8 protein-coding genes are annotated in these 13,627 nt (G+C 71.5%); 3 read left to right on the top strand and 5 right to left on the bottom strand.

All coding sequences use genetic code 11. The annotated features are described in order from the left end of the window. The 4 genes from ACE1OA_RS03120 to ACE1OA_RS03105 form a co-directional block, all read right to left on the bottom strand. Entirely contained in the window at nucleotides 1-840 is an 840-nt protein-coding gene (locus ACE1OA_RS03120) for an SDR family oxidoreductase (protein WP_384874981.1), read from the bottom strand. 193 nt (nucleotides 841-1,033) lie between these two features. Then, the gene (locus ACE1OA_RS03115; protein WP_432752207.1) at nucleotides 1,034-2,638 is read right to left on the bottom strand and encodes a GMC oxidoreductase; all 1,605 of its coding nucleotides are present in this window, start codon (nucleotides 2,636-2,638) and stop codon (nucleotides 1,034-1,036) included. Between the two features lie 125 nt (nucleotides 2,639-2,763). After that, the gene (locus ACE1OA_RS03110) at nucleotides 2,764-3,681 is read right to left on the bottom strand and encodes a cyclase family protein (protein ID WP_432752206.1); all 918 of its coding nucleotides are present in this window, start codon (nucleotides 3,679-3,681) and stop codon (nucleotides 2,764-2,766) included. Between the two features lie 32 nt (nucleotides 3,682-3,713). Beyond that, a complete protein-coding gene (locus tag ACE1OA_RS03105; RefSeq protein WP_432752205.1) occupies nucleotides 3,714-5,243 on the bottom strand; it encodes a gluconokinase, GntK/IdnK-type in 1,530 nt (509 codons plus the stop codon). Between the two features lie 365 nt (nucleotides 5,244-5,608). On the opposite strand from ACE1OA_RS03105, the gene ACE1OA_RS03100 reads away from it, so the two are divergent. Further along, nucleotides 5,609-9,343, top strand: coding sequence for a S8 family serine peptidase (locus ACE1OA_RS03100; protein ID WP_432752204.1), 3,735 nt, complete (start codon nucleotides 5,609-5,611; stop codon nucleotides 9,341-9,343). A 137-nt stretch (nucleotides 9,344-9,480) separates the two neighbouring features. Then, on the top strand, nucleotides 9,481-10,476 hold the full coding sequence (locus ACE1OA_RS03095) for a helix-turn-helix domain-containing protein (RefSeq protein ID WP_432752203.1): 996 nt from the start codon (nucleotides 9,481-9,483) through the stop codon (nucleotides 10,474-10,476). Nucleotides 10,477-10,551: 75 nt separating this feature from the next. On the opposite strand, the gene ACE1OA_RS03090 is transcribed toward ACE1OA_RS03095, so the two are convergent. Beyond that, nucleotides 10,552-11,793, bottom strand: coding sequence for an NAD(P)/FAD-dependent oxidoreductase (locus ACE1OA_RS03090; protein WP_356605266.1), 1,242 nt, complete (start codon nucleotides 11,791-11,793; stop codon nucleotides 10,552-10,554). A 498-nt stretch (nucleotides 11,794-12,291) separates the two neighbouring features. Here ACE1OA_RS03090 and ACE1OA_RS03085 point away from each other — a divergent pair, with 498 nt between their 5' ends. Beyond that, a complete protein-coding gene (locus tag ACE1OA_RS03085; protein ID WP_432752202.1) occupies nucleotides 12,292-13,503 on the top strand; it encodes a 4-hydroxybenzoate 3-monooxygenase in 1,212 nt (403 codons plus the stop codon). Nucleotides 13,504-13,627 lie beyond the last annotated feature (124 nt).

Raw genomic sequence — 13,627 nt, 5'->3', positions numbered from 1 at the left:
TCAGCCGCCCGTGGCGAAGCCCGGGAAGAGCGTCATGCCGCCGTCGACGTAGAGGGTCGTTCCCACCACGTAGTCCATGAGGTCGGAGGCGAGGGCGACGACGGCGTGGGCGATGTCCTCCGGGTCACCGATCCGGTCGTACGGGATCAGCCTCAGGAGGTCCTCCCGCGCTTCGGGTGTCTCCCAGGCCGAGCGGTTGATCGGCGTCTTGATCGCTCCCGGTGCGACCGCGTTCACCCGGATCCGCTCCGGCGCGAGCTCCTGGGCCAGGGTCTGCATCATCATCTGCACGCCGCCCTTGGAGGACGCGTAGTTCACGTGACCGGACCAGGGAATGACCTGGTGCACCGAACTCATGCAGATGATCTTCCCGGCGGAGCGGGAGACCTCGGGGACCACGCCCCGGCGCCGGAACTCCTTGGTCGCCTCGCGGGCACACAGGAACTGACCGGTGAGGTTGACGTCGAGGACCTTCTGCCACTGCGCGAGGGTCATCTCCGTGAACCGGGCGTCACGTTGCAGTCCCGCGTTGGCGACCAGGATGTCGACGGTCCCGAATTCCTCGACCATCCGCTCCGTCATGGCGACGACCTGGTCCTCCTGGGACACGTCGGCCTCGTACGCCGCGGCGCGCACGCCGAACGAGACGATCTCCTCGACCACCGCTTCGGCGGCCTCGCGACCCGCCACGTAGTTCACGACCACGTCGGCACCGGCTCGGCCCAGGCCGATGGCAGTCGCCTTGCCGATGCCCGAGTTGGCACCGGTGACCAGAGCCTTCTGGCCGTGCAGCAAACGTGCCGGGATCACACTCTCCGGTGCACCCGCGGTCGAATCCATACCGTCGTGCCTCCTCGCTGCGCGCGGTCGCGCCGTGCCCGGCGCCGGCCCGGCAGAGACACGCAACCACCGGATGCGGCGGCCGGCACCTCTCGGGGGTCCCCACTGGGCCGTTGGGCCGAGCAGCTTCCTCCCGACGGAGGAACGGACGAACGGGGCGGGCGCCGACGGACCGACGGACTGTTTCGCGGTCTCAGCCCAGCCGGGCGAGGAGATGGTCGCCGACCCGCAGGGCGTTGGCGATGGCTGTCAGCGACGGGTTGACGGCGCCGATGCTCGGGAAGAAGCTCGTGTCCACCACGTACAGGTTGTCGACGTCGTGGGCCTTGCAGTTCACGTCCAGTGCGGAGTCCGCGGGATCGGTGCCGAAGCGCACGGTGCCCGCCTGGTGCGCCGTCGCCCCGATCGGCATGCCCTTGTGCAGGTAGATGCTGCGGGACAGCAGATGGTGCTCGTGCATGCCCAGGTGGCCCAGCATTCCCTGCAGCTTGTGCCTCAGGCGCTTCAGGCCCTCGACGTTGTTCTCCTCGTCGAGAGCGAGCCGGATGCGGGCGTCTCCGTCGAGGGTGACCCGGTTCTCCGCCAGGGGCAGGTCCTCACCGCACAGCCAGAAGTCGACGGCGTGATGCGCCAGGACCTCGAACGGCATGTCCGGTGTCACCGCACCGGCCCACCGGGGAGCCTCGCCGTGGATCTGTTCGGCGTCCGACTTGCCCAGCATCTGGATGCCGCCCAGCGGGTAGTCCCAGTCGTCCGCGCCGAGGTACCAGTCGTTGAGGGCGAGGGTCTTCTGGAACCGGGTGGGATTGGGTTCCTTGGACACGGCCATCAGGGCGAGGTTGTTGTGCCGCATGTAGAACCGGCCGACCACGTCGGAGCTGTTCGCCAGGCCACCGGGATGGTTTTCGTTCGCCGAGGCCAGCAGCAGGGCCGCGGAGTTGACCGCCCCGCAGGACACGACCACCACGTCCGCCGAGAACCGGACCTCCGAACCGTCCGCCAGACGCCCGACGACCGCGCTGACCCTGCGCCCTCGGTCGTCGGTCTCCAGACGGACCACCTGGGTGTGCGTGACCATCTCGACGTCGGGGTGCTCCAGCGCCGGCTCGACGCAGATCACCTCGGCGTCGGACTTGCCGCGCACCAGACACGGGAAGCCGTCGACCCGGTCGCACCGGATGCAGACACTCGCATGGGTGGCCCGCCCGCCGTTCTCCTGAGTGAGATCGACACCGATCGGCAGGTGGAACGGGTGCAGGCCGCGCTTCTCCAGGTCGTCGCTCAACTGCTGGATCCGTGGTTCGTGCTCCACCGGCGGACGAGCGTACTGCGCGCTCACCGGCCCCTCACCGGGATCCTCACCGTGCCGTCCGTGGACGAGGTAGAGGTGCTCGGCCTGCGTGTAGTACGGCTCCAGATCCTCGTACCGGATCGGCCAGGCGGGCGAGAGGCCGCCGTGGTGGCGAATCTCGCCGAAGTCCTCGGGGCGCAGCCGGAAGAGGGCGGCGCCGTAGAACTTCGTGTTGCCGCCGACGTAGTAGTTGACCTCGGGCGGGAACTCGGCGCCGTTCTTGTCCAGCCAGAACTCCGGCGCCCGGTACTTGCCCTTGACGAACACGGCCGTCGAGTCCCAGTTGTCCCGCTCGCGCGGCAGGTATCCGCCGCGTTCGATCAGGAGGACGCGTTTCCCCGAGGGGGCGAGGCGATGGGCGAGCGAGCCTCCGCCGGCGCCGGTGCCGATGATGATGACGTCGTAGTGAGGGGCGTCGCCCACGGCGACCACCGTCCTTGGGATCATGGCCCCGACCTAGTGTCAGGCACCTGGCGCCCCACTGGACGAGGGCCCAGCGGTCCCACCTTCCTCGAAAGTATCCGCCCTCCCCGTGGACGGCGACCGGAGCGGCGGTCCCGGCGCGCGTGCGGTCACAGCACCGCGATCGGGTTCACGGGCGACCCCGTGGCTCCGGTCAGCCGCAGGGGGGCGACCACGCACAGGAAGCTCCAGCGCCCGGCCCGCGCGCAGACCGGGACGAGATCCTCGAACCCCAGGTAGTCCATGAGGTGGATGCCCATGGCCTGGACGGCCAGGACGTGCACGGGGAAGGCGATGTCCGCCACCGCGCTGGGCGCGGTGTCGTTGTTGCCGTCGCCGCCCAGGACGGTGACCTCGCGCTCGGCCAGGAACCCCATGGCCGTCGGGTGAAGACCCGCGCGTGCCTCGGCCGAGTTCCACGGCCCGAGTGCGGCGCGCCGACGACGATGCCCCGTCCGCACGAACAGCAGGTCTCCCGGCCCGACGCGGACCCCTTGCGCGGTCTCGGCGGCCGTCAGGTCGTCCGAGGTCACATGGTCGCCCGGTTCCAGCCAGGGCACGCCTCGCAGCCGCGGGACGTCCAGCAGCACCCCCCGGCCGACGATGCCGTCGCGGACCACGTCCACGGAGAGCGCACGGGCGCCTTCGGCCGTCACGGTGCTCGCAGGCACACCGCCGTAGAGCTCCCCGTCGAACACCACATGGCAGAGGGCGTCGAGATGGCTGTCCGCGTCCCCGTGGACGTTCATGGCGAAGCGGTCCGTGGCGAAGTGCAGCCCGTCCGAGCCGAGATCGCCCGGGCTCGGTCCGGTCATCCGGTGCACCGCGGGCTCGGGGTCGTCGGGGCCCGGCACGGTCTCGATCGGAGCGGCCAGCGACACGCTGCGTCCGAGGCGGACCTCCGCGACGGCCGCCGCCACCCGTTCCGGGGTCAGATGGCGCAGCGCGCCGCACCGGCCGTCCCCCGCCGGCCCCGCCGTCCCGTCCCGGAGACGCTGGTGGAGGACACGGAAATCGTGTGCGGTCATGTGAGCCGACCCCGACGGCTCCACGGACGGTGTCACGCGTACCCCCATGGGCTCAGCCCCCACCGGAGCACGTGGGTCGCGCCCGGCTGCAGGACGGTGAGGTCCGTGCCGCTGCGGAAGGCGTCCGGCGGACAGGACATCGCCTCCACGGCCACTCCCCGTCGCCGCCGTTCGGGTTCGGCCAGGGTGTCGCCCGTGTACACCTGCACGTAGCGGGTTCCCTCGCCGAGCCACAGATCGACGCCACGCAGTCCGGAGGGGTGCGCCAGCCGCACGAGAACCCGGCCGTCGGGGGCGCGGTCGAGTCCGGTGAAGGCGGTGTCCAGCCGCAGGTCGCCGATGGGGCGGGCGGCGCGGAAGTCGTACGGGGTGCCGTCGACGGGCTCCCGGCCGACGGGCAGGCCCCGGTCGTCGGTCCGCAGCAGGTACCGGGCGGGAACGGTCAGCACGGCGCTGTCCACGAGCTCGGTGCCGACCGTGAGATAGGGATGCTGGCCCACACCGTAAGGCGCGGGCTCCTTACCGGTGTTGGTGGCCCGGACCACCGTCCTGAGCCCGTCGGGCCCCAGCCGGTACTCGACCCGGACATCGAGGAGGAACGGATATCCGGGCTGGGGGCAGAGCGTCGTGCCGAGGATCACCGCGTCGTCGGCGCGGGCCAGCAGCTGCCACAGGGTCCAGCGCAGGAGTCCGTGGATCGCGTTGCCGTTCTCCACCTCGGTCAGGGGGAGTTGCAGCGTTCTGCCGCCGAAGTCGTAGCGCCCGCCGCCCACCCGGTTCGGCCAGGGGACGAGCAGTTGCCCCCGCCCGCCCGTGATGGTGGACCCGGTGGAGAACCCGTCGAGCAGCGGCCGGCCGTCCACGGCGTACCCGCGCAGGGCGCCGCCCAGCTGGACCACCTCCGCGCTCTGCTCTCCCCGGACCAGGCGCCACGACGCGCCCGTGGGGTCGGCGGACGTGGAAGAGCCGTCGCGGACCACGGCGTGCGGGGCCCGCTCCGCGTGCTGCCCTTCCGCCGGTGCCGCGACAGCGGTTTCCCGGCCCATCAGCGACAGCGTGGCGGTGACGACGGCCTCCGGAGGCTGGTCGACCTCCACCACCAGCGGGTGCTCGTCGGGCTCCGGCTCCTGGAGGTCCGCGAGCTGGCTGTCCAGCAGGTCCGCCGGGAAGAAGTGCCCGTGCCGCCCGGCCAGCCGGGAGCGCAGCAGCTCGGGCGAGCCGTGCAGGTACACCAGCAGAGCGTCGGGGCGCCCTGCCAGCAGCTCGTCGCGGTAGCCGCGCTTGAGCGCCGAGCAGGCCACGACGGCCCGCTGACCGGCCGCGGTCGTCCGGTCCATCCACTCCGCGATCGCTTCGAGCCACGGCCGCCGGTCGCTGTCCGTGAGGGCATGGCCGGCGGCCATCTTGGCGCGGTTGGCCTCGGAGTGGAACTCGTCCGCGTCCCGGTACACCCAGCCCAGACGCGCGGCGAGCAGACGGCCCACCGTCGACTTGCCCGCCCCGGAGACACCGACGACCAGAACCAGCCGGGCCGGCTCCCCTGTCACTTCTTCGGGTGCCACGGACGGCCGACCTCGACGACGGCGGCGCACACCGGCCGACCGCCACCGGGTGTCTCCCCTCGGCGGCCGGGTGCACTCGGGTGCGCCGTCCGGACAGGCTCCGCCACGTGCTCCTCCACCTCGTCTGCCCGCCGGGACGTCTCCGTCCGGCGGGTCGGATACCTCCAATCTGACCCGCGTCGTCCCCCGGCGCACGTCGGCGGACGAGAGGGCCCGTGCCGCCCCTCCGGCCGGCCGACCCCGCATCCGTCCGGCGTCTTTCCGCCCGGTATCGCGCGGTTCACGGCTGGCAGACCTTTGCCATGGCGAGGACTTGCCGCCATGAGGCCTTCACGGCGGCGTTCACCGGTCGATAGACCCTTGGCATGTCCTCCCCCTCTTCCTTCCCCGCCTTCCGGCGCAGGCGCTGGCAGCTGATCTCGGTGGCCACCGCGGTGCCCCTGCTGGCCTCGGGGCTCGTCGTTCTGCAGGCACCCGCGCAGGCTGCCCCGAGCAAGCCCACCGTTCCCGCCAAGCCCTCGGCGACCCACAAGGTCACCCTGGTCACCGGCGACGTCGTCACGGTCACCACCATGGCCGACGGCAAGCAGGCCGCCGAGGTCGACCGGCCGGACAGCGCCGTCGGCGGCGTCAAGATCCAGCAGATCAAGGGCGATCTGTTCGTCATACCGGACGAGGCCGCGCCGCTCCTGGGCGCGGCCAAGCTGGACCGGCGGCTGTTCAACGTCACCGACCTGATCGAGATGGGGTACGACGACGCGAAGTCGGCCGCCGTACCGCTGATCGCGACGTACGCCCCGTCGACGTCCCGCGCGGTCGCCGAGCCGACGGCTCCCCGCGGCAGCAAGCTGACCCGCAGGCTCAAGGGCATCCGCGGCTCGGTGCTCAGCACCGAGAAGCGGCAGGCCCGCACGTTCTGGACCTCCGTCGCGCCGCAGGGCAGCGCCACGCTGGGTGCGGGAGTCGCGAAGCTGTGGCTCGACGGTCGCGTGAAGGCCAGTCTCAAGGAGAGCGTGCCGCTGATCGGCGCGCCCGAAGCCTGGGCCGCCGGGTACAACGGCAAGGGCGTCAAGGTGGCGGTGCTCGACACCGGCATCGACGTCAACCACCCCGATTTCGCCGGCCTGATCGACGGCACGGCCAGCTTCGTGCCGGGGGAGGGCATCACCGACGTCAACGGGCACGGCACGCACGTGGCCGGCACGATCGTCGGTTCCGGTGCCGCCTCCGGAGGCGACAACAAGGGCGTCGCCCCGGGCGCCGACCTGTTCGTCGGCAAGGTGCTCGGCGGTGCGGAGGGCTCCGGCCAGGACTCCTGGGTCATGGCCGGCATGCAGTGGGCCGCCGAGTCCGGTGCCGACGTCGTCAACATGAGCCTCGGCGACTCCTACCCGACGGACGGCAGCGACCCGATGTCGCAGACGGTCGACGCGCTCTCCGCGCAGTACGGCACGCTGTTCGTCATAGCCGCCGGCAACGCGGGCCCGGAGAGCATCTCCGCCCCCGGCGCGGCCGCCTCGGCGCTGACGGTGGCCGCCACGGACAAGCAGGACCGGCTCGCATACTTCTCCAGCACCGGTCCGCTGGCCTACTCCGGCGGCATGAAGCCGGACATCGCGGCTCCCGGCGTGGACATCACCGCGGCCCGCTCGCAGGAGATGACCGGCGGTGGTGAGGGCCTCTACCGCACCATCAGCGGCACCTCGATGGCCACCCCGCACGTGGCGGGCGCGGCGGCCGTCCTGGCCCAGCAGCACCCGGACTGGACCGGCGCGCAGCTCAAGGAACACCTGATGAGCACCGCGAAGGGCCTGGACAGCGGGTACTCGCCGTACGAGGTCGGCACCGGCCGTCTCGACGTGGCCGCCGCCGTACGCACGACGGTCCGCGGCACCGGATCGCTCTTCTTCGGCAACCACACCTGGCCGCACCAGCCGAGCGACGCCGCCGTCACGAAGGACCTGACCTACATCAACACCGGTTCCGCCGACGTCACGCTGAACCTGGCGCTGAGCAACGACGGCGGACCGTTCACGCTCGGAGCCACCACGGTGACCGTCCCGGCGGGCGGCACCGCCGCCGTCCCGGTGACCGGTGACCCGAAGGCCGCCCCGGCGGGCCGGCACACCGGCTATGTGACGGCGACCGACGCGGCCACCGGGAAGCCGGTGACCCGCACCTCGGTGGCGCTCCTCAAGGAGGAGGAGCGCTACGACCTGAACATCAAGCTGGTCGGCCGGGACGGCAAGCCCGCCGCCGGCCAGGTCTCCATCAACCTCGCCGGTGACTTCTGGCCGTGGAGCGTCTACGTCGACGGCTCGACCACCATGCGCATGGCACCCGGCGTGTACACCGTCTCGGCGTACGTGGACGTGCCGGGCGAGAAGGCGGACCGCTCGGGTCTGGCCGTGCTGGTCGACCCGGAGACCGTGCTCAAGGACGGCTCCGCGGACGTGGTCCTGGACGCGAGCAAGGCGAACCTGCTGCAGACCGAGGCGCCGCAGCGCACCGAGGACCGCCAGCGCAAGGTCGACTTCAACGTCCACTACAAGGGCCTCGACCCGTACATGGACTACCGCAGCGCGTACGTGCTGCCGCCGACGTACGACGACGTCTACGTCGCGCCGACCGAGGCGATGAAGCAGGGCGAGTTCATGCTCGTCACCCGCTGGCGCAAGGGCGAGCCGCAGCTCGCCCTGAGCACGCAGGACGGCCGGGTCCGCTTCGACGCCCGGGTGCAGGCGGGCAGCGGGCTGGGCACCGGCACGGAGCGGCTGAGCACCGTCTACGCGGGCAACGGCGCGGTGGCGGCGTACGCGAAGGTCGACGCCAAGGGCAAGGTCGTCGTCGTCGAGCGCAGCGACGAGGTCTCGCCGCAGGAGCGCACCGAGGCAGCGGTCGCGGCTGGCGCGAAGGCACTGATCGTGGTCAACGACGGTGTCGGCGGCCTGATGGAGTACGTCGGCGAGTCCGCCATCCCGGTCGCCACCGTCCACCGTGACGCGGGCAAGGGCCTCATCGCCATGGCCAAGACCGGCGTCTTCAAGCTGACGGTGAAGCAGACCGAGTACACGCCCTACGTCTACGACCTGACCCGGGACTACCCCGGCCAGGTGCCGAACCGGCCCCTGGTCTACAAGCCGGCCCAGCGGGACCTCGCCCGGATCGACGCCCACTACTACTCGGCCACGGACGGCAAGCTGTCGGAGGGCTATCGCTCCGACTTCACCCTCAGCCCGTCGTTCAACTTCCCCGAGATGGAATGGCACCCCGGCACCCGCACCGAATGGGTGACCCCCGGCCAGGTCTGGCGCGAGTTCCACGCGCAGGGCGTCGACACCGCCCTGCCCTGGGTGATGGTGTCGGGCGACAACACGTACGCCAAGGGCAGCACCACCCGCCTCAACTGGTTCGCGCCCCTGTCCCGGCCCGCCCAGGGCGAGTCCTTCGGCGTGTACAACTCCCGTTGGCAGAACTACATGACCTGGAACGTCCAGGCCTGGGCCTCCTCCAGTGACAACATGCGGCTGGGCGGCAACCTGCCGTGGGGTGAGACCCCGTCCCACCTGCAGGTCTTCCAGGGCGACACGCTGATCCACGACAACCCGGTCAGCGGCGACATGCAGTGGGTGGAGGTTCCGGCGGGCAACCTGCCCTACCGCGCCGTCCTCGACGTGGAGCGTCCCGGTGACGTCTTCCGGCTCTCGACGCGCACCCACACCGAGTGGACCTACATGTCCGACACCGTCGACTCGGACTTCTTCGAGCGGTTCTCGGTGCTGAACCTGGACTACTCGCTGGAGACGGACCTGCACGGGGACGTCAAGGCCAACGAGACCCAGCGGATCGCGCTCAAGCCGGTGTCGATGGACGGCGGCACCGTGCCGGGCAAGATCACCACGGTCAAGCTGGACGTCTCGTACGACGACGGAAAGACCTGGCAGAAGGTGACCCTGGCCAAGGGTTCCGGCGGCTCCTGGACGGGTTCGTTCAAGCCGGCCAAGAAGCCCGGCGGCTTCGTCTCGGTCCGCGCGAGCGCCGCGACGGACGGCGGCTTCAGCGTCAAGAACGAGATCATCCGGGCCTACGGCCTGCGATGAACCGCGCAGTCGGGCCCCGGGGAGGCGACTCCCCGGGGCCCTTCCCCTCCCACCTGCTCCCAGCTGGGACTATTCAGGGTCTGCCGCCATGGCGCATACTCTCCCCGCTGCGGCAAGTGGAGGAGAGTCGGTCGCCGATGCTGGATGTCCTGGGCCTCGAACCCGAAGACGAGCGCGTCTACCGGGCGCTGCTCGGACAGCCCGGCTCCCTCGCCGCCCTGCTCGCCGAGCAGCTCGGTCTCCCGCACGCACATGTGGACAAGGCCCTGTCCCGCCTGGTCTCGTGGGGACTCGTGACCAGGTCGCCGGCGGACCAGCGGTTCACCGCCGCGCCGCCGGCCATGGCGCTCGGCGCCCTCATCAGCCAGCGCCGCGACGGGCTCCGGATGGCCGAGCACGCCCTGGTGACCTTCGCCGAGGAACACCGGGCGGCGATGACCGGGAGCAGCATCAGCGACCTGATCGAAGTCGTCACGGGCGTCGACGCCATCCGGCACCGGTTCCTCCAGGTGCAGCAGGCGGCCCGCACGCAGGTCCGCTCCTTCATCACCGCGCCGTTCGTCGCCCTGCCGCCCGACGAGAACACGGCCGAACCCGTGGCCATCGGCCGGGGCGTGCACTTCCGCGCCGTGCTGGACCGGGCCGTACTGGCGGAACCCGGCATCATCGACGACGCGATCGCCTCCCTGGCCAAGGGCGTGCAGCTGCGTGTCGCCGACGAGCTCCCGATGAAACTCGTCCTGGCCGACGCCGACCTCGGCCTCGTCCCGCTCGCGGTCACGGCGGCCGGGGAACCCGGCGCGGTGCTGCTGCACCGCAGCGGTCTCCTGGACGCGTTGGACGCACTCTTCGAGACGGTCTGGCGCACCGCCCGCCCCATCGAACTGGCGGGCACCGGCGGAGAGGCCGCTCCCACGGTCGAGGTCGGCGCGGAAGGCCCCACCGACCTCGACCGAAGGATCCTCGCCCTGCTCCTGGCCGGCCTGACGGACCTGACCGCCGCGACCCAACTCGGCCTGTCACCGCGCACGCTGCACCGGCGCCTGCGCCACCTCATGGACCTGGCCGGAGTCAGGACCCGGATGCAGCTCGGAGCCCACGCCATGCGAAACGGCTGGGCGGAGGTTCCCTGAGGGAGGGCGCTGCCTCAGTCCGAGGGGGCTCTGCCACATCCCGCAGCCATCCTGGCGCCCAGCTGAGTGCCGGGATCAGGCCGCGTCGGGCGCCCGGTGGTGGCTCATCCGTTCCTGCATGTGGCCGAAGAACTCCTCGGGCGGGGTCATGCCCGCCGTGACCCTGACGAACTCGTCGCGTGCCGAGGGGCTCTGCGACACGGCGAGGAGCAGCTGCTGCATCTCCGGGGGTGGCGGTTCCATCGTCGCGAACTGGGCCGTGAACTCGTACATGCCCATGACCTGGGCGTCCCTCGCCTCCTGCCAGGCCCGCATCGCCTCGTCGAAGGACCGGCGGCCGGTGAGCACGTCGTCGAGTGCGCGGGTGCACCGCTCCGCGTCGCGGAACGCGTCCTGGATGCCCTGGGCGGTGATGGGGTCCTTCAGATATCCGGCGTCGCCGACCAGGGCCCAGCCGGGACCGTAGGGGGTACGGAAGTAGTTCGGGATGGCCGTCCCCACGAACCGCTCCGCCCGGGTGCCCCGGGCGACCCGCTCGGCGAGCGCCGGAGCACGAGCCAGCGTGGCGTGGAAGTTGCCCTCGACGTCGTCGCGGTTGGCCTCGAAGTCATGCATGGGCCAGCCGCAGACGACCATCGTCCGGTCCTCGTTCGTGGGCCACGCGGCGCAGGCGCGGTCGCCGCGGTCGTACGCCTCGTAGGTGCCGTGCATGGGCAGGCCGGCCCAGTACGCGTAGTAGTAGGCGTTGATCTTCGGCTTCTCCGCGTAGCCGGCGGCCTGCGTCGCCCTCGCGACGGAGGAGTGGACGCCGTCCGCGCCCACGACGAACCGGGCGTGGTCGACGGTGGTGTCGCCGCCTTTGCGGTGCCCCTTGATCCCGGTCACGGTCGCTCCGTCGAACAGGAGCTCCTCCACCGTGAAGCCCTCGCGCACCTCCGCACCGGACTCCGCGGCGGCGTCGATGAGGATCTTGTCGAGGACCGTGCGGCGCGGCGCGTACGCGGCTTCGAACCCCTCGCCGGCAGGCGACCCGACGATGGAGAACGGTCCGAGGTCGAAGGCGTACGTGTCGATGGGAGGACACCCGCTCGCCACGACCTGCTCCAGCAGTCCCCACCGGTCCAGCGCGGCCAGTCCGGGGGGATGGATCAGATGCGTGGAGATCGTGTCGCTCGGGAACGTCGCCCTGTCGACCAGGAGAACCCGGTGACCCTGACGAGCCATGAGCATCGCGGTCGGTGCGCCGGCACAGCGTGCGCCGACGACGATCACGTCGTGGTGGTTTCCGTCGCCGGCCGTGCCGGCCGTGCCGCCCATTGATCTCACCCGCCGATCGGACGCATCGCCCGGGAGCGGGTGGCCGGACGACGGGAACGCCGGACGAACGGAAGGTCCCCGCCTCCGCGGGCTGCGTGTCCTTCCAGGCTAGAACACCGTCGCCCTCCGGTCTCGCGGTCCGGCCTCGCACCGGCCCGGGCGCCGGGCGGCATGATCGGGCAGCCGGCCGGCGGCGTCCACGAGGCGAGCCGCTTGACGGGCAGGAGCCCAGGTCAGGCGCGTCGACGTGGTCGGCGGCGCCGCGACCGCAGCCGTCGGGCGCGCGGACCCGGCCGGCCTCGGCCCGTGTGCCCGAGCGGCGCGGCCGTCGCTCGCACACGGCGTCCGTGGGAGGGGGACGGCCTCGGTCGCAGGCCTCACGGGTCCCGGGTTCGGAACCGCTTCGCCCCCGGCGAGGGGAGAATCCTTTTCGCATCATGCGGCATTCGGGTGATATGCGGTCATCCGCATATTTTTGAGTGCCTAAGATCCACTGTTGTGACAGAGAGTCAGTACGCCCGGGTCGCGCAGGACTCGGCTGATGTGGTCATCCTCGGGGCCGGCCCGGCCGGCCTGGTCCTGGGGAACCTCTTACTGCGCAGCGGCATCGACTGTGTGGTGCTCGAACGTGCCGGCCGTGACCACGTCCAGAAGCGGGCGCGGGCGGGCTTCCTCGCCGCGCACACCGTGCGGATCCTGGAACGCAACGGCCTGGACGAGGGGCTGCGCCGGCGCGGGCAGGAGCACGGCGTCTGCGAGTTCCGTACCGACGACGGCCGCTTCCGCCTGGACTACCGACGGCTCGGCAGGGGTGACCCGCACACCGTCTATCCGCAGCACGAACTGGTCACCGATCTGCTGGCGCAGTTCATCGATGCCGGAGGGCGGATCCGTTTCGACACCGAGGCGGTCGTCGTGTCCGACGCGGACGGCCCCGCGCCCACGGTGACCGTACGGGAGGCGGACGGGCACCCCGGCCGCTGGCGGGCACGGTACGTCGCCGCCTGCGACGGCCGCCACGGGGCGGGGCGGCGTTCGCTTCCGCCCGGCGCGGTCCACCGCCACCACCGCGACCACGGTGTGTCCTGGCTGGGGCTGCTCGCCGAGGCGCCGCCGAGCCTGGACGCGGTGGGCTACGCGGTCCACCCGCGGGGATTCGCCGGGCACATGGCCCGCTCCGCCGAGATCACCCGCTACTACCTGCAGTGTGAGAGCGGAACCGAGGCCGACGCCTGGAGCGACGACCGCGTCTGGGACGAACTCGACCTGCGCATGCGCGCGAGCGCATACGGACACCTGCTGCGCGGCCGGATCGTCCAGCGCGCCGTCGTCGACCTGGAGTCCGACGTGCTCGAACCGCTGCGACACGGCTCACTGTTCCTGGTGGGCGATGCCGCCGCCCTGATCAGCCCGTCCGCCGCGAAGGGCGCGAACCTCGCGGTCCTGGAGGCGGAGATCCTTGCCCAGGCCCTGACCGGCGCCCTCGCTCACGGCGACCCCGAGCCGCTCGCCTCCTACTCGGAGCGGTGCCTGGCGCACATCTGGCGTGCGCAGGAGTTCTCGCACTGGATGATCCGCCTCCTGCACGCCGCCCCGGGTTCCGAGGGCGCCTCCCCCTTCCAGGAGCGTCTGCGCCGCTCCCGCCTCGCCTCGCTGCGCACCTCGCGCACCCAACAGGACTGGTTCGCCGAGAACTACGTCGGCATCTGACCGTTCCCCTCCTTCTCCTCCTCTGCGTCCCGTTCCGGGCCAGGCCCCGGGCTGCCCGTGCACCGTGCACGGGCAAGCTCCGGGGGTCCGGGCCCGGGCTTCCTCCTTCACCCACGGACAGGGA

The sequence above is a fragment of the Streptomyces sp. JL2001 genome (assembly GCF_050917515.1).
Taxonomy (GTDB): Bacteria; Actinomycetota; Actinomycetes; order Streptomycetales; family Streptomycetaceae; genus Streptomyces.
Note: the sequence above shows the minus strand (reverse complement) of the source record. Positions and strands in the feature narration are given on the sequence as shown.